This window comes from Ralstonia nicotianae (assembly GCF_018243235.1).
Classification (GTDB): domain Bacteria; phylum Pseudomonadota; class Gammaproteobacteria; order Burkholderiales; family Burkholderiaceae; genus Ralstonia; species Ralstonia nicotianae.
In genome coordinates this window covers 362,865-382,217 of sequence record NZ_CP046674.1, presented here as the reverse complement: position 1 = coordinate 382,217, position 19,353 = coordinate 362,865, and the positions used below count along the sequence as shown (strand labels likewise).

Below are 19,353 nucleotides of genomic sequence, written 5' to 3'. Positions count from 1 at the left end.
CGTAGCGTCACGCCATCAAAGCGTTAGTCATGCGAAGTCTCACCCCAGAGGCATCAGACGCCCTAACGGGCAGGGCACAGACGCCCCAGAGAGGCCGCATGCCATCGCTTGAGCCCGAAGACGCTGTAAGCGTCACGCAACTGCTCTTGCTGGGCCATGCAGGCGCGGATCAGCCGATAGAAACGCTCGCGCGATTTGGTGCTGACCGAGGTGTCGAAACGCTGCCGATACACCGGCACACCGAGCACAAACAATTCCAGCAAATGTGTCTTCTCGCGACTGCTCAGACGCACTGAATCCCACACCGACGTCCAACTGAACCGCTTGCCGCAGGCACGGCACTTCAGCCGTCCATCGGACAGCTTGTATGGCCTGCTTGCAGAACACTCAGGGCATCGTTTCATCGCCGGACCAGGGTAACTCTGGTCCGGTTTGGGTGGGAATTACCCTTTGTTGTGTGCAGAGGTCGAGAGATTGCGAGGTTTGGCCGCCCAAAGTAAAACGCCCCAACCGGTAAGGGTTGGGGCGTTTTGATGGAGAGCCTGGCGATGACCTACTTTCACACGGGAATCCGCACTATCATCGGCGCGGAGTCGTTTCACGGTCCTGTTCGGGATGGGAAGGGGTGGTACCGACTCGCTATGGTCACCAGGCTATGACTTGTCGCGTCGCTGACTTCAGGGTCAACGCCGCCAATATGGAATGTAGTTTGGGGTTGTGCTTTTGTGTGTATCAGGCACAAGGCAGACCCAGCCGGAAACATACCGGTTATAGGATCAAGCCGCACGGGCAATTAGTACTGGTTAGCTGAACGCATTACTGCGCTTCCACACCCAGCCTATCAACGTCCTGGTCTCGAACGACCCTTCAGGGAGATCAAGTCTCCAGGGAATCCTCATCTTCAGGCGAGTTTCCCGCTTAGATGCTTTCAGCGGTTATCTCTTCCGTACATAGCTACCCTGCGATGCCTCTGGCGAGACAACAGGTACACCAGCGGTACGTCCACTCCGGTCCTCTCGTACTAGGAGCAGCCCCCGTCAAGATTCCAACGCCCACGGCAGATAGGGACCAAACTGTCTCACGACGTTTTAAACCCAGCTCACGTACCTCTTTAAATGGCGAACAGCCATACCCTTGGGACCGGCTACAGCCCCAGGATGAGATGAGCCGACATCGAGGTGCCAAACACCGCCGTCGATATGAACTCTTGGGCGGTATCAGCCTGTTATCCCCAGAGTACCTTTTATCCGTTGAGCGATGGCCCTTCCATACAGAACCACCGGATCACTATGTCCTGCTTTCGCACCTGCTCGACTTGTCGGTCTCGCAGTTAAGCACGCTTTTGCCATTGCACTTTAGGTACGATGTCCGACCGTACCAAGCGTACCTTCGAACTCCTCCGTTACACTTTGGGAGGAGACCGCCCCAGTCAAACTGCCTACCATGCACTGTCCCCGACCCGGATTCACGGGCCAAGGTTAGAACCTCAAACAAACCAGGGTGGTATTTCAAGGTCGGCTCCACCGAAACTAGCGTCCCGGTTTCAAAGCCTCCCACCTATCCTACACAGATCGGTTCAAAGTCCAATGCAAAGCTACAGTAAAGGTTCATGGGGTCTTTCCGTCTAGCCGCGGGGAGATTGCATCATCACAAACACTTCAACTTCGCTGAGTCTCGGGAGGAGACAGTGTGGCCATCGTTACGCCATTCGTGCAGGTCGGAACTTACCCGACAAGGAATTTCGCTACCTTAGGACCGTTATAGTTACGGCCGCCGTTTACCGGGACTTCAATCAAGAGCTTGCACCCCATCATTTAATCTTCCGGCACCGGGCAGGCGTCACACCCTATACGTCCACTTTCGTGTTTGCAGAGTGCTGTGTTTTTATTAAACAGTCGCAGCCACCATTTTATTGCAACCCCTTCATCCTTCTGGCGCGAGCCAGTCAAACTACAAGGGCGTACCTTATCCCGAAGTTACGGTACCAATTTGCCGAGTTCCTTCTCCCGAGTTCTCTCAAGCGCCTTAGAATACTCATCTCGCCCACCTGTGTCGGTTTGCGGTACGGTCTCGTATGACTGAAGCTTAGAGGCTTTTCTTGGAACCACTTCCAATTGCTTCGCGACCTAACGTCGCTCGCCCCACACCCTTGAATCACGCACCCGGATTTGCCTAAGTGCCATCTCCAATGTAGGGACCGGGACTTCCAACACCCGGACAACCTTCCGCGATCCGTCCCCCCATCGCATCATACGACGGTGCAGGAATATTAACCTGCTTCCCATCAGCTACGCATCTCTGCCTCGCCTTAGGGGCCGACTCACCCTACGCCGATGAACGTTGCGTAGGAAACCTTGGGCTTACGGCGAGGGGGCCTTTCACCCCCTTTATCGCTACTCATGTCAGCATTCGCACTTCTGATACCTCCAGCATCCTTTACAAGACACCTTCACAGGCTTACAGAACGCTCTCCTACCATGCACTTACGTGCATCCGCAGCTTCGGTGACTGGCTTAGCCCCGTTACATCTTCCGCGCAGGACGACTCGATCAGTGAGCTATTACGCTTTCTTTAAAGGGTGGCTGCTTCTAAGCCAACCTCCTGACTGTTTTAGCCTTCCCACTTCGTTTCCCACTTAGCCAATCTTAGGGACCTTAGCTGGCGGTCTGGGTTGTTTCCCTCTTGACACCGGACGTTAGCACCCGATGTCTGTCTCCCGTGATTGCACTCTTCGGTATTCGGAGTTTGCTATGGCGGGGTAATCAGCAATAGACCCCCCAACCATGACAGTGCTCTACCCCCGAAGGTGAGACACGAGGCACTACCTAAATAGTTTTCGGAGAGAACCAGCTATTTCCAAGTTTGTTTAGCCTTTCACCCCTATCCACAGCTCATCCCCTAACTTTTCAACGTTAGTGGGTTCGGTCCTCCAGTACGTGTTACCGCACCTTCAACCTGGCCATGGATAGATCACTTGGTTTCGGGTCTACACCCAGCGACTGAACGCCCTATTCGGACTCGCTTTCGCTACGCCTTCCCTAATCGGTTAAGCTTGCCACTGAATGTAAGTCGCTGACCCATTATACAAAAGGTACGCCGTCACCCGTTTCCAGGCTCCGACTGTTTGTATGCATGCGGTTTCAGGATCTATTTCACTCCCCTCCCGGGGTTCTTTTCGCCTTTCCCTCACGGTACTGGTTCACTATCGGTCGATCACGAGTATTTAGCCTTGGAGGATGGTCCCCCCATCTTCAGACAGGATTTCACGTGTCCCGCCCTACTTGTCGTACACCTAGTTCCACAATACTGTTTTCGCGTACGGGGCTATCACCCACTATGGCCGGACTTTCCATTCCGTTCCGCTAACAATACTGCTAAAGAGTACAAGGCTGTTCCCATTTCGCTCGCCACTACTCTGGGAATCTCGGTTGATTTCTTTTCCTGCAGCTACTTAGATGTTTCAGTTCACTGCGTTCGCCTCCCTTGCCTATGTATTCAGCAAGGGATGACCCATACGGGCCGGGTTTCCCCATTCGGACATCTGCGGATCAAAGCTCGTTTGCCAGCTCCCCGCAGCTTTTCGCAAGCTACTACGTCCTTCATCGCCTGTGATCGCCAAGGCATCCACCACATGCACTTATTCGCTTGACCCTATAACGAGTATGTCTCGCTATAGGCTGAGTTCTCGCGTTGTGCCGTATTCAAAGCGGTCTTTCGATCACTCGTAATACTGGTTGATACAATCACAACCCAGTGTCGCGTTTAAATTGCGCGCCTCATCAACGCGCCGCGACACCTTTACTACATTCCATATTGTTAAAGAACAGCCGAGTTACTACTCGTCTTGGCAATGCCAAACGCAAACACCGATCTCTCGATGCTTGCGTTTGGCTACCACAAGGTGTTGGTGGAGGATGACGGGATCGAACCGACGACCCCCTGCTTGCAAAGCAGGTGCTCTCCCAGCTGAGCTAATCCCCCAGTTCACGGCAAGATCGCTCTCCGCCGCCCGTAACTTGGTGGGTCTGGTAGGACTTGAACCTACGACCCCCGCCTTATCAAGACGGTGCTCTAACCACCTGAGCTACAGACCCTTGGCTGTAACATCAAACAAACCGATAAGTGTGGACGCCTAACTAGGATGCACGCTCTTAAAGGAGGTGATCCAGCCGCACCTTCCGATACGGCTACCTTGTTACGACTTCACCCCAGTCATGAACCCTACCGTGGTAATCGCCCTCCTTGCGGTTAGGCTAACTACTTCTGGTAAAGCCCACTCCCATGGTGTGACGGGCGGTGTGTACAAGACCCGGGAACGTATTCACCGCGGCATGCTGATCCGCGATTACTAGCGATTCCAGCTTCACGTAGTCGAGTTGCAGACTACGATCCGGACTACGATGCATTTTCTGGGATTAGCTCCACCTCGCGGCTTGGCAACCCTCTGTATGCACCATTGTATGACGTGTGAAGCCCTACCCATAAGGGCCATGAGGACTTGACGTCATCCCCACCTTCCTCCGGTTTGTCACCGGCAGTCTCTCTAGAGTGCCCTTTCGTAGCAACTAGAGACAAGGGTTGCGCTCGTTGCGGGACTTAACCCAACATCTCACGACACGAGCTGACGACAGCCATGCAGCACCTGTGTCCACTTTCTCTTTCGAGCACCTAATGCATCTCTGCTTCGTTAGTGGCATGTCAAGGGTAGGTAAGGTTTTTCGCGTTGCATCGAATTAATCCACATCATCCACCGCTTGTGCGGGTCCCCGTCAATTCCTTTGAGTTTTAATCTTGCGACCGTACTCCCCAGGCGGTCAACTTCACGCGTTAGCTACGTTACTAAGGAAATGAATCCCCAACAACTAGTTGACATCGTTTAGGGCGTGGACTACCAGGGTATCTAATCCTGTTTGCTCCCCACGCTTTCGTGCATGAGCGTCAGTGTTATCCCAGGAGGCTGCCTTCGCCATCGGTATTCCTCCACATCTCTACGCATTTCACTGCTACACGTGGAATTCTACCTCCCTCTGACACACTCTAGCCGTGCAGTCACCAATGCAATTCCCAGGTTAAGCCCGGGGATTTCACATCGGTCTTGCACAACCGCCTGCGCACGCTTTACGCCCAGTAATTCCGATTAACGCTTGGACCCTACGTATTACCGCGGCTGCTGGCACGTAGTTAGCCGGTCCTTATTCTTCCGGTACCGTCATCCACACCAGGTATTAACCAGTGCGATTTCTTTCCGGACAAAAGTGCTTTACAACCCGAAGGCCTTCTTCACACACGCGGCATTGCTGGATCAGGGTTGCCCCCATTGTCCAAAATTCCCCACTGCTGCCTCCCGTAGGAGTCTGGGCCGTGTCTCAGTCCCAGTGTGGCTGATCGTCCTCTCAGACCAGCTACTGATCGTCGCCTTGGTGGGCCTTTACCCCACCAACTAGCTAATCAGACATCGGCCGCTCCTATAGCATGAGGCCTTGCGGTCCCCCACTTTCACCCTCAGGTCGTATGCGGTATTAGCTAGTCTTTCGACTAGTTATCCCCCACTACAGGGCACGTTCCGATGTATTACTCACCCGTTCGCCACTCGCCGGCAGGTAGCAAGCTACCCCCGCTGCCGTTCGACTTGCATGTGTAAGGCATGCCGCCAGCGTTCAATCTGAGCCAGGATCAAACTCTTCAGTTCAATCTGCTGTTTTCGCTCTTTACGAGCGGTCGCTCACTCTCAGAATCTGACTTGAACTCTCGTTCAAACCTTACTTCTGTGCGAGCACTTCATAACTTGTAAGCTAGCGAACTCGCGTCCGCCGCATCCGTCATCAAGCGCCCACACTTATCGGCTGTTTGTTTGTTAAAGAACTGCGCGATCAACTTTGTTCATCGCGTCGCTGCGTTGTCCGCAGCAGAGAAACGAGATTATGCAGAGCTTTTTCGCCGCCGTCAACAACTTGTCGAAGATTTTTTATCCGTCAACTCGCTGCTAACCGCCTCGAACTCCTATCGGCTCCTACCACCTCGCCGACCAGAAACCCGCATCATTACTGCTTCTCCACCACCTCGACCCCTGCGCTTTCGCTTTCGCTCCAGCGCTGCGTCGTGCAGCGAGGGGCGAATACTAGGCGGCTTTTTCGGACAACGCAAGCCCCTTTTGTATGAAGGGGCTTTTCCGCCACTTTCTCTTCAGGCTGCGTGGGCACGCACCCAGCGCAGCTGCTTGACTGCCCGGGCGCGAGCAACGCTTGCCCGGCTATGGAATATCACAGCGATGGCGGCGGGCAGCTCAGTGATGGAGGCTTCGGCGAGGCGAGCCAGCGAAGCATCCGCGTCATGGATTTCGCCCAGCGCCTCCTGCAAGGCCCGCAGGTGCTTGCAGCGACGCCTGGAAGCGCGCGCGCCCAATGCTGGGTAGAACGACTCATAGAGATAGCGCCATTGCTTGGCGGCGATGCGGGCGCGGTGCAACTGGGCGGCGGACGCGCGTTTGGGCCTGCGGCCCTGTTTCAGCACACGTTTTCTCAGAGCGCGGGCGCGGGCATGGGCGAAAGTCCGCAGCGAGGCGGGCGGCGCTTCATCCATGAACGGCGCGGCGGCATCCTTCAGTGCGTCGAGCATGGAGGCCATGCCCGGGGACACCAGTTCTGCATGCAGCACTTTCCACGCTCGCCTACGGGCAGCGCGTGCCCGCACGGCAGTCTTGTCCAGCCAATTCAGCGCCCGCATATCTGCGGGGTCCAGGGCGGCACGCGCGGCGGGGAGCCAATCCAGCAACAGGACATCCCATTCCCGCACGGGACCGGTCGAGGTGGCCAGGTCACGCAGGCGCGGCTTCCAGACTTCCATGAATACATCCGGCAGGACTGGGGCAAAGGTCACCCACGCGGACCGCAGGCGCCGCAACGAAACGCGGAACTGGTGAAGATCTTCGTCTGTTGGCGCAGGTGCGGCGAGCTTGGTCAGCATTTCCCGGAGCACATTGACGTGCTCGAGCACGATTCCGGCAAAGACCGGCAGAATTTCCGAAGGTGAGCGCTTGCTCACAATCCTCCCTGGAGTGGCGCCTCTCCCCGAGAGGCATCGACGATGCAGGCAATGCGCCGGACGCACCGGGTGTGTGCGCCGTCATTTCACTGTAGTCGAAGGCATCGGCACTGCCAGCGTCAGCCGACCTCGCTGGCGACGACGACCTCCACTTCGGCCGCGCGGAAGACTTCGGCCATCGGCTCGGGAACCGGAAGATCGGTGAAAAACTTGTCGATCTGCGAGATGTGCCCCAGGCGCACGACCGCGCGACGGCCGAACTTGGAGTGGTCGGCGGCGAGCCAGACCTCACGCGACTGCTCGATGATGGTCTGGGCGACGCGCACCTCGCGGTAGTCGTAATCGAGCAGCGTGCCGTCCTCGTCGATGCTGGAGACGCCGATGATGCCGACGTCGACGCGGAACTGCTTCATGAAATCGATGGTGGCCTCGCCCACGATGCCGCGATCACGGTTGCGCACCAGGCCGCCGGCGACGATCACCTCCGCGTCAGGGCTGCCCGACAGGATGGACGCGACGTTCAGGTTATTGGTGATGACGCGCAACCCCTTGCGCCCCACCAATGCCTTGGAGATCTCTTCCGTCGTGGTGCCGATGTTGATGATCAGCGAGCGGCCCGGCTCGATATGGCGGGCGACGACCTCGGCGATGCGGCGCTTGGCCTCGATGTGCAGGACCTGGCGCTGGTCGTAGTCGATGTTTTCGACCGACGACGGCAGGCCCACGCCGCCGTGGTAGCGCGCGAGCAGCCGCTCGTCTTCGAGCTGGCGGATGTCGCGGCGGATGGTCTGCGCGGTAACGCCGAGCACGCGGGCAAGCGCATCGACGGTGGCGTCGCCATGCTGGCGGACGTATTCGAGGATCTGGCGGTGGCGGGGAAGCATCAAACGAACATAAACGAACGCATATGAGCAGATCAGGCGATTCCCTATGTTGCTTTATTTTCGCCTTTCACTACACTATCCGCCAACGCGTCACTATTCGCAACAAAAGACGCGCAAATCAACAGAAACCCATCTGATCCATGCACCATACCGATGCGTCGCATCTGGACTGTGATCTGCTGGTGGTCGGAGGAGGCATCAACGGGGTCGGCATCGCGCGCGACGCCGTGGGCCGTGGCCTGTCGGTGGTCTTGTGCGAGAAGGACGACCTGGCCCAGCACACCTCTTCGGCATCGACCAAGCTGATCCACGGCGGGCTGCGTTATCTCGAATATTACGAATTCAGCCTCGTGCGCAAGGCGCTGCTGGAGCGCGAGGTGCTGCTGCGCATGGCGCCACACATCATGTGGCCGCTGCGCTTCGTGATGCCGCATGACCGCAGCCAGCGGCCGGCCTGGATGATCCGCGCGGGTCTCTTCCTATATGACCACCTGGCGCGCCGGCGCTTTCTGCCCGGCTCGGAGGCGGTCCGGCTGGCGCAGCATCCGGCGGGCGGGCCGCTCAAGCCCGGCTTTGCGCGCGGCTTCGTCTATTCCGACGGGTGGGTGGACGACGCCCGCCTGGTGGTGCTCAATGCCCGCGATGCCGCCGACCGCGGTGCGCAGATCCTCACCCGCACCCGCTGCCTGAACGCGGAGCGCCGCGCCGACGGCTGGCATGCGTCGCTGGCGGGGCCGGACGGCATCCGCTCCGTGCGGGCGAAGGCGATCGTCAACGCGGCCGGACCGTGGGCCGCGGAGTTCGCCCGGGCGGCGCACGCGCTGCCGGACACGCGCGGCCTGCGCCTCATCAAGGGCAGCCACATCATCGTGCGGCGGATGTTCGACCATCCGTTCGCCTATATCTTCCAGAACCCGGACGGGCGGATCGTCTTTGCGATCCCGTACCAGGATGACTTCACGCTAATCGGCACGACAGACCTGGAGTACACCGGCCCGCTGGACCAGGTCGCCATCGACGCCGGCGAGATCGACTACCTGTGCGAGATGGCCAACCGCTATTTCGCGCAGCAGCTGACGCCCGCCGATGTGGTGTGGAACTACTCGGGCGTGCGGCCGCTGCTCGACGACAGCGCCGCCAGTGCGTCGGCCATCACGCGCGACTATCTGGTCGAATGCGAGACCGGGGCCGATGGGCGCGCGGCGCCGCTGATCAATGTCTGGGGCGGCAAGATCACCACCTACCGCAAGCTGGCCGAGGAAGCGTTGGACAAGCTGGCACCACACCTGCCGGCGGCGGGCGCGCCGTCGTGGACGGCCACGGCCGCCCTGCCCGGCGGCGATCTGGAGGCGCCCGGCCAGTTGGTCGGGCAGTACACCTTCGCCGATTTTGTGACCCGCCTGCAAAAACGTTTGCCATGGCTCCCCGCCAGGCTGGCGAAGCGCTATGCGCACCAGTACGGCACGCGCGTGACCACGCTGCTCGCGGGCGCGGTGCGGCTGGACGACCTGGGCGCGGAGGTCACGCCAGGCCTGTACGAAGCCGAGATCCGCTACCTGATCGAGTACGAATGGGCCCGCACGGCGCAGGACATCCTGTGGCGGCGGACCAAGCTGGGCCTGTACGCCGCCGAGGCCGACCGCGGCCGCCTGGAAGCCTGGCTGACGCGGCACCCGCCGACCGTCGAGGCCGATCCGGAGGCGCTGCGCGCGCCCTGAGCCGCCACGCCCGGCAAGACACACAAGAAAAAAGAAGGGAGACGCAATTGATTCTGGAACTGGACCAGGTCACGGCCGTGGCCGGCGCACAGACCCATCTGTACCCGACCAGCGTGCGGCTGGCGCCCGGCGCCATCAACGTGCTGCTCGGGCCGACGCAGGCCGGCAAGACCACGCTGATGCGCATCATGGCCGGGCTGGACCGGCCGACCACCGGCCGCGTGCTGGTCGACGGCAAGGACGTGACCGGCGTGGGGGTCCGCGATCGCAACCTGGCGATGGTGTACCAGCAATTCATCAACTACCCGGCGATGACGGTGTACGACAACATCGCCTCGCCGCTGCGCCTGCAGGGGACGGCCAGGGACGAGATCGACGCGCGCGTGCGCACGGTCGCCGCCAAGCTGCACATCGACCACCTGCTGCAGCGGCTGCCGGCAGCGCTGTCCGGCGGGCAGCAGCAGCGCTGCGCGCTGGCGCGGGCGCTGGTCAAGCGCGCGCCGCTGGTGCTGCTCGACGAGCCGCTGGTCAACCTCGACTACAAGCTGCGCGAGGAACTGCGCGCCGAGCTGGCCTCGCTGTTTGCCGACGGCAGCACCACGGTGGTCTACGCCACCACCGAACCGCAGGAAGCGCTGCTGCTGGGCGGCCAAACCATCGTGATGCACGAAGGCCGGGTGCTGCAGTCCGGGCCAACCCTGCAGATGTACGACGTGCCGGTGTCGGTGGACGCCGCCGCCATCTTCAATGACCCACCGATGAACGTCTTCCGCGCCACGGTGGTGGAAGGCAACCACATCCGCCTGCCGCACGGGATCGACGTGCCGTGGACGCGCCCGCTGCCGATGCACGCCGGCACCCGCTGCCGCGTCGGCCTGCGGCCGAGCCACATCCGGCTGTCGGCGCGCAACGGCCGCTGCGTGGCCCTGCCGGGGCTGGTGGAGCTGGCCGAGCTGTCGGGCTCGGAGACGTATCTGCACGTGCGCGCGCATGCGCCGGGCGAGCCCGGCGGCATCGGCCTGGTGGCGCAGCTGCCGGGCGTGCATGAGTTCGGGCTGGGCGCGGCACTGGATGTGTTCGTCGATCCGGCCGAGCTGTTCCTGTTCGACGACGCGGGCAAGCTGGTGAGCGCGCCCAAGCAGGAGGCATCGCATGGCGCGCATTGAATTCCGCAACCTGGGGCACAGCTACCGCCCCGATCCGCAAACGCTGTCGGATTACGCGCTGCAGCCGATGAACAGGGTCTGGCGCGACGGCGGCGCATACGCGCTGCTGGGGCCGTCGGGCTGCGGCAAGTCCACGCTGCTCAATATCATCTCGGGGCTGCTGACGCCGTCCGAGGGCCAGGTGCTGTTCGACGGCCAGGACGTCACGCACGCCAGCCCGCGCGAGCGCAATATCGCGCAGGTGTTCCAGTTCCCGGTCATCTACGACACGATGACGGTGTTCGACAACCTCGCCTTTCCGCTGCGCAACCGCAAGGTGCCGGAGGCCGAGGTGCGGCAGCGCGTGGAGGAAGTGGCCGAGATCCTCGAGCTGCAGCACGCGCTCAAGCGCCGCGCCTCGGGCCTGGCGGCCGATGCCAAGCAGAAGATCTCGCTGGGGCGGGGCCTGGTGCGCAAGGACGTGGCGGCCATCCTCTTCGACGAGCCGCTCACCGTCATCGATCCGCACCTGAAGTGGCAGTTGCGCCGACAGCTCAAGAAGATCCACCAGCAGCTCAAGCTCACGCTGATCTACGTGACGCACGACCAGGTGGAGGCGCTGACCTTCGCCGACGAGGTGGTCGTGATGACCGAGGGCAAGGTGGTGCAGCAGGGCGGCCCCGAAGCGCTGTTCGAGCGGCCCGACCACACCTTCGTCGGCTACTTCATCGGCAGCCCGGGCATGAATCTCTACCCGGTGACGGTGGACGACGACGTGATCGCGCTGGGCGGCCAGCGGCTCGGCGTGGGCCGCGACACGCTGGCGGCGCTCAAGGCGGCCAGCGGCCCGCTCAAGCTGGGCATCCGGCCGGAGTTCGTGCAGCTGGCGGCGCCGGGCGAGGTCGGGACCCTGGCGGCCACCGTGCACCAGGTGCAGCAGCTCGGCACGCACCAGTTGCTGACCGCCAGCCTGGGCGAATCCGGCGACCTGCCCATCCGGGCCAAGCTGCCCAACGACGTGGCGGTGGACGCGTCGCGCGTCTGGCTGCGCGTGGATGCGCCGCAGACGCTGTACTACTGCAACGACGAGAGGATCGGCCGATGAACAAGCCGCTCAACAACAAGGCGTGGTTCCTGATCCTGCCGGTGTTCCTGTGCGTGGCGTTCTCCGCCATCCTGCCGCTGATGACGGTGGTCAACTATTCGGTGCAGGACATCATCAGCCCCGAGCAGCACGTGTTCGTCGGCGTGGACTGGTTCCGCCAGATTCTGCGCGACGGTGACCTGCAGGACGCGCTGACACGCCAGCTGATCTTCTCGCTGTGCGTGCTGGGGGTGGAGATTCCGCTGGGCATCGGTCTTGCGCTGGCGATGCCGAGCAAGGGCTGGAAGGCATCCGCCGCGCTGGTGATCCTGGCCATGCCGCTGCTGATTCCCTGGAACGTGGTCGGCACGATCTGGCAGATCTTCGGGCGCTCGGACATCGGCCTGGCCGGCTACTGGCTCAACCGGCTGGGCGTGGACTACAACTACACCTCGCACCCGTTCGACGCGTGGATCACCGTGCTGATCATGGATGTCTGGCACTGGACGCCGCTGGTGGCGTTGCTGGCCTATGCCGGCCTGCGCTCGATCCCGGATGCGTTCTACCAGGCGGCCGAGATCGACGGCGCCAGCCGGCTGGCGGTGTTCCGCTACATCCAGCTGCCGAAGATGCGCGGCGTGCTGATGATCGGCGTGCTGCTGCGCTTCATGGACAGCTTCATGATCTACACCGAGCCGTTCGTGCTGACCGGCGGCGGCCCCGGCAACGCCACCACGTTCCTGTCGCAGTACCTGACGCAGAAGGCGGTGGGCCAGTTCGACCTGGGCCCGGCGGCGGCCTTCTCGATCGTGTACTTCCTCATCATCCTGCTGTTCTGCTTCGTCCTCTATAACTGGATGCAGCGCGTGGGCAGCGCCAGCACGGCCGCGGGAGACGACCATGCGTAAGAACAACAACAACGAGCACAAGCGCAAGATCGCCCGCGCCATCACGCTGGTGGTGTACGTGGCATTCGCGGTGCTGCCGCTGTACTGGATGCTGAGCATGTCGCTCAAGACCAACGAGGAGACGCTGGCCGGCTTCTCGCTGTGGCCCAGGCTGATGACCTTCGACAACTACAAGGTCATCTTCACGGACCCGTCGTGGTACTGGGGCTACATCAACTCGATCCTCTACGTGACCATGAACACGGTGCTGTCGACCGTGGTGGCGCTGCCGGCGGCCTATGCCTTCTCGCGCTACCGCTTCCTGGGCGACAAGCACATGTTCTTCTGGCTGCTGACCAACCGGATGACGCCGCCGGCGGTGTTCCTGCTGCCGTTCTTCCAGCTGTATTCGACGGTCGGCCTGATGGACACCCACCTGGGCGTGGCGCTGGCGCACATGCTGTTCAACGTGCCGCTGGCGGTGTGGATCCTGGAAGGCTTCATGTCGGGCATCCCGCGCGAGATCGACGAGACGGCGTACATCGACGGCTACAGCTTCCCGGCCTTCTTCCTGAAGATCTTCCTGCCGCTGATCAAGGCGGGCGTGGGCGTGACGGCGTTCTTCTGCTTCATGTTCAGTTGGGTGGAGCTGTTGCTGGCGCGCACCCTCACCTCGGTCGACGCCAAGCCGATCACGGCGGTGATGACGCGCACGGTGTCGGCCTCGGGCATGGACTGGGGCGTGCTGGCCGCGGCCGGCGTGCTGACCATCATCCCCGGCGCGCTGGTGATCTGGTTTGTGCGGAACTACATCGCGAAGGGCTTCGCGATGGGCCGCGTCTAGAACGAGAACGGGAGACACAGCCATGTTCAGCTGGATGGCCTGGACGCCCGAGGTGGCGATCTTCTTCGGCTGCATCGCGTTGATGCTGGCCGGCATGACGGTCTGGGAAGTGGCGCGGCCGACCGTGGAGCGCAAGGGCTTCCTGCCGATCGCCACCACGCGCGGCGACCGCCTCTTCATCGGCCTGCTGACGGCCGCGTACATCAACCTGGCGTGGGTCGGCCTCGCGTCGGAGGACAGCGGCGCCTGGAGCGGCTTCATCGCTTCGATGGCGGTGCTGCTGCTGATCATGTGGCGCGGCTAGCCGGCGCAGGGCCGCATCGGTTTCGCAAGTCGGGAAACGCCGGCAGCATGCCGCCGCTTCCATGCCCGCATGGGCACAGGCATTCCACCACGCTCCCCGCGTCGGCATGCCGGATGTTTTCGCCGCGGGGAGAACAAAAAGTACGAGGAGATACCGATGAAAACATCCTGGCGCATGACCTTGCAGATCAGCGCGATCGCCCTGGCGAGCGCGCTGGCGGCAGGTGCCGCGCACGCGGGCGAGGCCGAGGCGAAGAAGTGGGTGACGACGGAGTTCCAGCCCAGCACGCTGCCGCAGGACAAGCAGATGGCCGAAATGAAGTGGTTCATCGACGCCGCGGCCAAGCTCAAGGCCCGCGGCGTGACCGAGATCCACGTCGTGTCCGAAACGCTCGACGTGCATGCCTACGAATCCAAGACGCTGGCCCGCGCGTTTGAAGAGATCACCGGCATCAAGGTCAAGCACGACATCATGCAGGAAGGCGACGTGGTCGAGAAGCTGCAGACCTCGATGCAGTCCGGCAAGAGCATCTACGACGGCTGGATCTCCGACTCCGACCTGATCGGCACGCACTACCGCTACGGCGTGGTGATGCCGCTGTCGGACTACATGGCCGGCGAAGGCAAGGAGTTCACCAACCCGGGCCTGGACCTGAAGGATTTCATCGGCACCAGCTTCACCACCGCCTCGGACGGCAAGCTGTACCAGCTGCCCGACCAGCAGTTCGCCAACCTGTACTGGTTCCGCGCCGACTGGTTCGCGCGCAAGGACCTGCAGGACAAGTTCAAGGCCAAGTACGGCTACGACCTGGGCGTGCCCGTCAACTGGACGGCCTATGAAGACATCGCCAACTTCTTCACCAACGACGTGAAGGAACTGGACGGCAAGCGCGTCTACGGCCACATGGACTACGGCAAGAAGGACCCGTCGCTGGGCTGGCGCTTCACCGATGCCTGGCTGTCGATGGCCGGCTCCGCCGACAAGGGCATCCCCAACGGCCTGCCGGTGGACGAATGGGGCATCCGCGTGGAAGGGTGCGCCCCGGTCGGCGCCTCGATGTCGCGCGGCGGTGCCACCAACAGCCCGGCCGCCGTGTACGCCCTGACCAAGTACATCGACTGGATGAAGAAGTACGCCCCGCCCGAGGCGACCGGCATGACCTTCAACGAGGCCGGCCCGGTACCCGCGCAGGGCCATATCGCGCAGCAGGTGTTCTGGTACAGCGCCTTCACCGCGCCGATGACCAAGCCTGGCCCGGTGGTCAACACCGACGGCTCGCCCAAGTGGCGCATGGCCCCGTCGCCGCACGGCCCGTACTGGAAGGACGGCATGCAGAACGGCTACCAGGACGTCGGCTCGTGGACGTTCTTCAAGTCCACCCCGTTCGAGCGCCGCTCGGCCGCGTGGCTGTACGCGCAGTTCGTCACGTCGAAGACCGTGTCGCTCAAGAAGTCGATCACCGGCCTCACGTTCATTCGTGACTCCGACATCCACAGCGACTACTTCACCAAGAACGCGGCCAAGTACGGCGGCCTGATCGAGTTCTACCGCAGCCCGGCCCGCGTGGCCTGGACGCCAACCGGCAACAACGTGCCCGACTATCCGAAGCTGGCGCAGCTGTGGTGGAAGAACGTGGCGACGGCGGTGACGGGCGAGAAGACCCCGCAAGGCGCCATGGACAACCTGGCCAAGGAAATGGACCAGGTGATGGGCCGCCTGCAGCGCGCCGGCATGAAGAACTGCGCGCCCAAGTTGAACCCGGAAGGCGACCCGGGCAAGTGGCTGTCGGCCGAGCACGCGCCGTGGAAGAAGCTCGACAACGAGCGCCCGAAGGGCGAGACGGTGGCCTACGACAAGCTGCTGGCCGCCTGGAAGGACGGCCGCGTGCGCTGACGCGCGCGGGCGGGACGGTCCCGGCAGCCCCGCGCCATCCGGACCGTCCCCATTCGCAGGCCCGCCGCCGGCGGGCTATGCTTTCGCATCACCGCATCAAACCCAGCCGGAGCGGATCGGTCAGGCCCGGCTCGCCCCCGGCGCATCGAAGCCACTGCCTTATGGAATACCTCCTCGCGCTCGACCAGGGCACGTCCAGTTCGCGTGCCATCGTGTTCAACCGCGCCGGCCAGATCGTCGCCAGCGCCCAGCAGGAGTTTCCGCAGCATTTTCCGCAGCCCGGCTGGGTCGAGCACGATCCGCTCGACATCTGGAGCAGCCAGCTCGCCACCTGCCGCGCCGCGCTCGAACAGGCCAGGCTGGGCGCCGCCGACATGGCCGCGCTCGGCATCACCAACCAGCGCGAGACCACCGTGGTGTGGGAACGCGCCACCGGCCGCCCCATCTTCAATGCCATCGTCTGGCAGGACCGCCGCACCGAAGCGATCTGCGAGCGGCTGCGCGCCGAGGGCCTGGAGGACGAGGTGCGCAAGCGCACCGGGCTGGTGATCGATCCGTATTTCTCGGGCACCAAGCTGCGCTGGATCCTCGACCACGTGGACGGTGCCCGCGAACGCGCCGCGCGCGGCGAGCTCGCCTTCGGCACCATCGACAGCTGGCTGGTGTGGCAACTCACGCGCGGCCGCCTGCACGTGACCGACGTATCCAACGCCTCGCGCACCCTGCTGTGGAACATCCACACCGGCCAGTGGGATGCCGACCTGATGCGCGCGCTCGACATCCACCCGAGCCTGCTGCCGGAGGTGCACCCGTCGGCCCATCGCTTCGGGCAGACCGATGCCGACTGGCTGGGCGCGCCGCTCACCATCGGTGGCATCGCCGGCGACCAGCAGTCGGCGCTGTTCGGCCAGGCCTGCTTCAAGCCGGGCATGGCCAAGAACACCTACGGCACCGGCTGCTTCATGCTGCTCAACACCGGCGAGCGCGCGGTCGAATCGCGCAATGGGCTGATCAGCACGGCGGCCTGCCAGAGCGGCAGCCGGCGCAGCTACGCGCTGGAAGGCAGCGTGTTCGTCGGCGGCGCGGTGGTGCAGTGGCTGCGCGACGGGCTGCGCGCGATCCAGCGCTCGGCCGACGTGGAGGGGCTCGCCGCCTCGGTGCCGGATTCGGGCGGCGTGGTGTTCGTGCCCTCGTTCACCGGACTGGGGGCGCCGTACTGGGACCCGACCGCGCAGGGCGCGATCGTCGGGCTGTCGCGCGGCACGACCATCGGCCATATCGCGCGGGCGGCGCTGGAGTCGATCGCGTTCCAGAGCACCGCGCTGCTGCAGGCGATGACGCGCGACGCGGTCTCGGCCATCACGGAGCTGCGCGTGGACGGCGGCGCCTCGGCCAACAACCTGCTGCTGCAGTTCCAGGCCGACCTGCTCGGCATCCCGGTGGTGCGCCCGGAGATCATCGAAACCACGGCGCTGGGCGCGGCCTACCTGGCCGGCATCGCCACCGGCTTCTACCGGAGCGAGGACGAGGTCGCCCGGCAATGGCGCGCCTCGCGCACGTTCCACCCGGTCATCAGCCGCGACGAAGCGCAGCACCGCATGGCGCAATGGGAGATGGCGGTGGCGCAGGTGCGGCTGCCGACCACGCACGGCCACTGACGACACGCGTCGGTGAAAAAAAGCGACCCGCAGGTCGCCTTTTTTGGGCGGAACGCACCTCTACTCGCCACCACTACCCGTCGTTGGCGCCGGCCCGCCTTGCCTGAGTATCTCCTCCTTGCGCTTGGTGCTGGCCTCCTGCTTCTCGGCCTTGCGGACACCCTTGGCAGCCTTCATTTCGTCCTTGTAGCCGGCCTTGGCCTCGGCCTTGCGCGCCTTGTATTCATCCCTGGCGGCCTTGTCCTCGATGCGCTTTTGCACCAGCGGGTCGGCGGACGACGTGATCGGCCCCTGGCCCTCTTGCGCAACCTGGACCGTGCCGGCGGTCTCCGGCGAGGTCTTCGGTGCGGGTGTCATCTGGGCGAAGGCCGCCGAGGCAGCCAGCGCGGCAGTCAGGGCGAGCGTGGTCTTCAACGGAAGCAGTTCGATCATGGTTCGGCTCCTTGTTCTGCAAAATCGGTGAATCGGACGGACCACGGGGCGATACGGGCATCACCCGGAGTGATCCCGGCGCTGCAAAAACGTCGCACGCCGGCTGTGGTGAGACACAACACCGGGTTGCCGCAAGAAGCGCTCCCGTGCCATCGACTACACTGCGCGCTGGTTACGCCTCCCCCACGACATGCCCGTGCCCTCGCCCGAATTCGTCCTGCTCGATGCCCCCGCCGATGCGCTCGACCTGCGCCCCGAGGCCGCCGCCGAGCTGGTCGGCCACGTGCGGCGCTGGCTGGAAGACGCCGTGATCGGCCTGAACCTGTGCCCCTTCGCCAAGGCCGTGCACGTGAAGCGGCAGGTGCGCTACGCCGTGAGCCGCGCCACCATGGACGGCGACGTGCTCGACCACCTGCGCGCCGAAGCGGACATCCTGCGCGCCACGCCCGCCGCCGAGATCGACACGACGCTGCTGATCGTCCCGGCGCTGGCCGACTTCTTCGATTTCCACTCGCTCACCGAGCGCGCCGAGGCCCAGCTCGCCCGCGCGGGCTTCGAAGGCGAGCTGCAGCTGGCGAGCTTCCACCCGGACTTCGTCTTCGCCGAAGCCGATCCGGACGACATCGCCAACGCCACCAACCGCGCGCCGGCGCCGATCCTGCACCTGCTGCGCGAAGACAGCATCGCCCGCGCCGCGGCGGCCGTGCCGGATGCGGCGGACATCTATGAGCGCAATATCGCGACGATGGAGCGGCTCGGGCCCGAGGGGTGGGCGGCGATGGCGGCGCGGTTCATGCCCGTGCCGGAAAAGGATTGACGATGCGCAGATGCTGCTCGATCACCAGGCCGTGCTGCATATCCTCGGAATACAGAACGTTGCAGCCGGCAAGCAATGCCGCCGCGACGATCAGTGCGTCATAGACCGACAATCCGTAGCGTTCTGCGATACGCCGTCCGAGATCATGGGTTTCGAGCGTCAGCGGCTCGACCCGGCATTGCGCACGCACGGCCTCCTGCACCGTTTCGATCGCGTGCCACGGCATGGCCAGCTTGCGGCGCATCACGTGCGTCGTTTCGTTCAGTACCTGTACGCTGACGACACCGCCGGTCATCAGCAGCGTTTCCGCCGCATCGGCCTTGGCGGTGTCGGCCGACAGCAGGTACAGCACGACATTGCTGTCGAAGAATGCCTCAGTCGCGGGCATTGGCCTGGTCGCGCTCGAAGATGAAATCGGCGGGCAGCTTGCCGCGATATTGGTGGATCCGGTCGAAAAGCTCGCGCGCAGCGCGCTTGCGGCGGACGCCAAACGAGCGCTCGCCCGCGATCACCACCTCGACGTCGTCGCCTTCGTGCAGCTGAAGCGCCTCCACAACGGCCGCCGGCAGCCGGATAGCGAGGCTGTTGCCCCATTTCGAGACTTGCATGGCGCCCCTCCCGGACGGATCAGATAAACAATTTTCTC

15 protein-coding genes, 2 tRNA genes and 3 rRNA genes are annotated in these 19,353 nt (G+C 63.0%); 9 read left to right on the top strand and 11 right to left on the bottom strand.

Features of this window, described 5'->3' with window-relative positions; genetic code table 11:
• Positions 1-62 precede the first annotated feature (62 nt).
• The 8 genes from GO999_RS01685 to GO999_RS01650 form a co-directional block, all read right to left on the bottom strand.
• On the bottom strand, positions 63-263 hold the full coding sequence (locus tag GO999_RS01685; RefSeq protein WP_249215050.1) for a hypothetical protein: 201 nt from the start codon (positions 261-263) through the stop codon (positions 63-65).
• Between the two features lie 277 nt (positions 264-540).
• A 5S ribosomal RNA gene (rrf, locus tag GO999_RS01680) occupies positions 541-653 on the bottom strand.
• 119 nt (positions 654-772) lie between these two features.
• Positions 773-3,651: ribosomal RNA gene (locus tag GO999_RS01675) — 23S ribosomal RNA — on the bottom strand.
• 254 nt (positions 3,652-3,905) lie between these two features.
• Positions 3,906-3,981 (bottom strand) — tRNA-Ala (locus tag GO999_RS01670).
• A gap of 36 nt (positions 3,982-4,017) precedes the next feature.
• Positions 4,018-4,094 (bottom strand) — tRNA-Ile (locus GO999_RS01665).
• Positions 4,095-4,153: 59 nt separating this feature from the next.
• Positions 4,154-5,689 (bottom strand): 16S ribosomal RNA (locus GO999_RS01660).
• Together the 16S, 23S and 5S rRNA genes with 2 tRNA genes alongside form the textbook arrangement of a ribosomal RNA operon.
• A gap of 494 nt (positions 5,690-6,183) precedes the next feature.
• A complete protein-coding gene (locus GO999_RS01655; RefSeq protein WP_211906503.1) occupies positions 6,184-7,041 on the bottom strand; it encodes a CHAD domain-containing protein in 858 nt (285 codons plus the stop codon).
• A gap of 119 nt (positions 7,042-7,160) precedes the next feature.
• The gene (locus GO999_RS01650) at positions 7,161-7,925 is read right to left on the bottom strand and encodes a DeoR/GlpR family DNA-binding transcription regulator (protein ID WP_016725181.1); all 765 of its coding nucleotides are present in this window, start codon (positions 7,923-7,925) and stop codon (positions 7,161-7,163) included.
• Positions 7,926-8,065: 140 nt separating this feature from the next.
• Between GO999_RS01650 and glpD the strand changes: the two genes are divergently transcribed.
• The 8 genes from glpD to glpK all read left to right on the top strand — a co-directional run bounded on the left by glpD (position 8,066) and on the right by glpK (position 17,458).
• On the top strand, positions 8,066-9,643 hold the full coding sequence (gene glpD, locus GO999_RS01645) for a glycerol-3-phosphate dehydrogenase (protein WP_211906502.1): 1,578 nt from the start codon (positions 8,066-8,068) through the stop codon (positions 9,641-9,643).
• Between the two features lie 47 nt (positions 9,644-9,690).
• Positions 9,691-10,809 (top strand): ABC transporter ATP-binding protein, encoded by a 1,119-nt coding sequence (locus tag GO999_RS01640; RefSeq protein WP_020832844.1) that lies wholly within the window; start codon positions 9,691-9,693, stop codon positions 10,807-10,809.
• Positions 10,796-11,893: an ABC transporter ATP-binding protein gene (locus GO999_RS01635; protein WP_011002940.1), complete on the top strand. Its 1,098-nt coding sequence runs from the start codon at positions 10,796-10,798 to the stop codon at positions 11,891-11,893. Before GO999_RS01640 ends, GO999_RS01635 begins: the two co-directional genes overlap by 14 nt.
• Complete coding sequence (locus GO999_RS01630; RefSeq protein WP_016725177.1) at positions 11,890-12,780, top strand: carbohydrate ABC transporter permease; 891 nt, start codon at positions 11,890-11,892, stop codon at positions 12,778-12,780. Before GO999_RS01635 ends, GO999_RS01630 begins: the two co-directional genes overlap by 4 nt.
• Positions 12,773-13,603, top strand: coding sequence for a carbohydrate ABC transporter permease (locus GO999_RS01625; protein WP_011002942.1), 831 nt, complete (start codon positions 12,773-12,775; stop codon positions 13,601-13,603). The genes GO999_RS01630 and GO999_RS01625 overlap by 8 nt, the downstream gene beginning before the upstream one ends.
• Before the next feature lie 22 nt (positions 13,604-13,625).
• Positions 13,626-13,907 (top strand): DUF2160 domain-containing protein, encoded by a 282-nt coding sequence (locus GO999_RS01620; protein WP_011002943.1) that lies wholly within the window; start codon positions 13,626-13,628, stop codon positions 13,905-13,907.
• 156 nt (positions 13,908-14,063) lie between these two features.
• The gene (locus GO999_RS01615) at positions 14,064-15,800 is read left to right on the top strand and encodes an ABC transporter substrate-binding protein (protein ID WP_019718916.1); all 1,737 of its coding nucleotides are present in this window, start codon (positions 14,064-14,066) and stop codon (positions 15,798-15,800) included.
• 161 nt (positions 15,801-15,961) lie between these two features.
• Positions 15,962-17,458, top strand: a complete 1,497-nt coding sequence (glpK, locus tag GO999_RS01610) for a glycerol kinase GlpK (RefSeq protein ID WP_011002945.1) — start codon at positions 15,962-15,964, stop codon at positions 17,456-17,458.
• A gap of 60 nt (positions 17,459-17,518) precedes the next feature.
• Here glpK and GO999_RS01605 read toward each other — a convergent pair whose 3' ends face one another.
• Positions 17,519-17,890 carry a hypothetical protein gene (locus GO999_RS01605; protein ID WP_211906501.1) on the bottom strand — a complete coding sequence of 124 codons (372 nt, stop codon included), beginning with the start codon at positions 17,888-17,890 and terminating at the stop codon, positions 17,519-17,521.
• Positions 17,891-18,080: 190 nt separating this feature from the next.
• Here GO999_RS01605 and GO999_RS01600 point away from each other — a divergent pair, with 190 nt between their 5' ends.
• Entirely contained in the window at positions 18,081-18,707 is a 627-nt protein-coding gene (locus tag GO999_RS01600) for a DUF1415 domain-containing protein (protein ID WP_016725173.1), read from the top strand.
• Here GO999_RS01600 and GO999_RS01595 read toward each other — a convergent pair.
• Together GO999_RS01595 and GO999_RS01590 are read right to left on the bottom strand one after the other, a co-directional pair.
• Positions 18,682-19,095 (bottom strand): PIN domain-containing protein, encoded by a 414-nt coding sequence (locus GO999_RS01595; protein ID WP_016725172.1) that lies wholly within the window; start codon positions 19,093-19,095, stop codon positions 18,682-18,684. The two genes, GO999_RS01600 and GO999_RS01595, sit on opposite strands and share 26 nt — an antisense overlap.
• Positions 19,082-19,315: an AbrB/MazE/SpoVT family DNA-binding domain-containing protein gene (locus GO999_RS01590; protein WP_011002949.1), complete on the bottom strand. Its 234-nt coding sequence runs from the start codon at positions 19,313-19,315 to the stop codon at positions 19,082-19,084. The genes GO999_RS01595 and GO999_RS01590 overlap by 14 nt, the downstream gene beginning before the upstream one ends.
• Between the last annotated feature and the right edge of the window lie 38 nt (positions 19,316-19,353).

Coding starts and splice junctions, on each gene's coding strand:
- GO999_RS01650 (WP_016725181.1), bottom strand. CDS start 7,925: ATGCTTCCCCGCCACCGCCAGATCCTCGAATACGTCCGCCAGCATGGC.
- GO999_RS01595 (WP_016725172.1), bottom strand. CDS start 19,095: ATGCCCGCGACTGAGGCATTCTTCGACAGCAATGTCGTGCTGTACCTG.
- GO999_RS01605 (WP_211906501.1), bottom strand. CDS start 17,890: ATGATCGAACTGCTTCCGTTGAAGACCACGCTCGCCCTGACTGCCGCG.
- GO999_RS01590 (WP_011002949.1), bottom strand. CDS start 19,315: ATGCAAGTCTCGAAATGGGGCAACAGCCTCGCTATCCGGCTGCCGGCG.
- GO999_RS01615 (WP_019718916.1), top strand. CDS start 14,064: ATGAAAACATCCTGGCGCATGACCTTGCAGATCAGCGCGATCGCCCTG.
- glpK (WP_011002945.1), top strand. CDS start 15,962: ATGGAATACCTCCTCGCGCTCGACCAGGGCACGTCCAGTTCGCGTGCC.
- GO999_RS01620 (WP_011002943.1), top strand. CDS start 13,626: ATGTTCAGCTGGATGGCCTGGACGCCCGAGGTGGCGATCTTCTTCGGC.
- glpD (WP_211906502.1), top strand. CDS start 8,066: ATGCACCATACCGATGCGTCGCATCTGGACTGTGATCTGCTGGTGGTC.
- GO999_RS01600 (WP_016725173.1), top strand. CDS start 18,081: ATGCCCGTGCCCTCGCCCGAATTCGTCCTGCTCGATGCCCCCGCCGAT.
- GO999_RS01625 (WP_011002942.1), top strand. CDS start 12,773: ATGCGTAAGAACAACAACAACGAGCACAAGCGCAAGATCGCCCGCGCC.
- GO999_RS01630 (WP_016725177.1), top strand. CDS start 11,890: ATGAACAAGCCGCTCAACAACAAGGCGTGGTTCCTGATCCTGCCGGTG.
- GO999_RS01635 (WP_011002940.1), top strand. CDS start 10,796: ATGGCGCGCATTGAATTCCGCAACCTGGGGCACAGCTACCGCCCCGAT.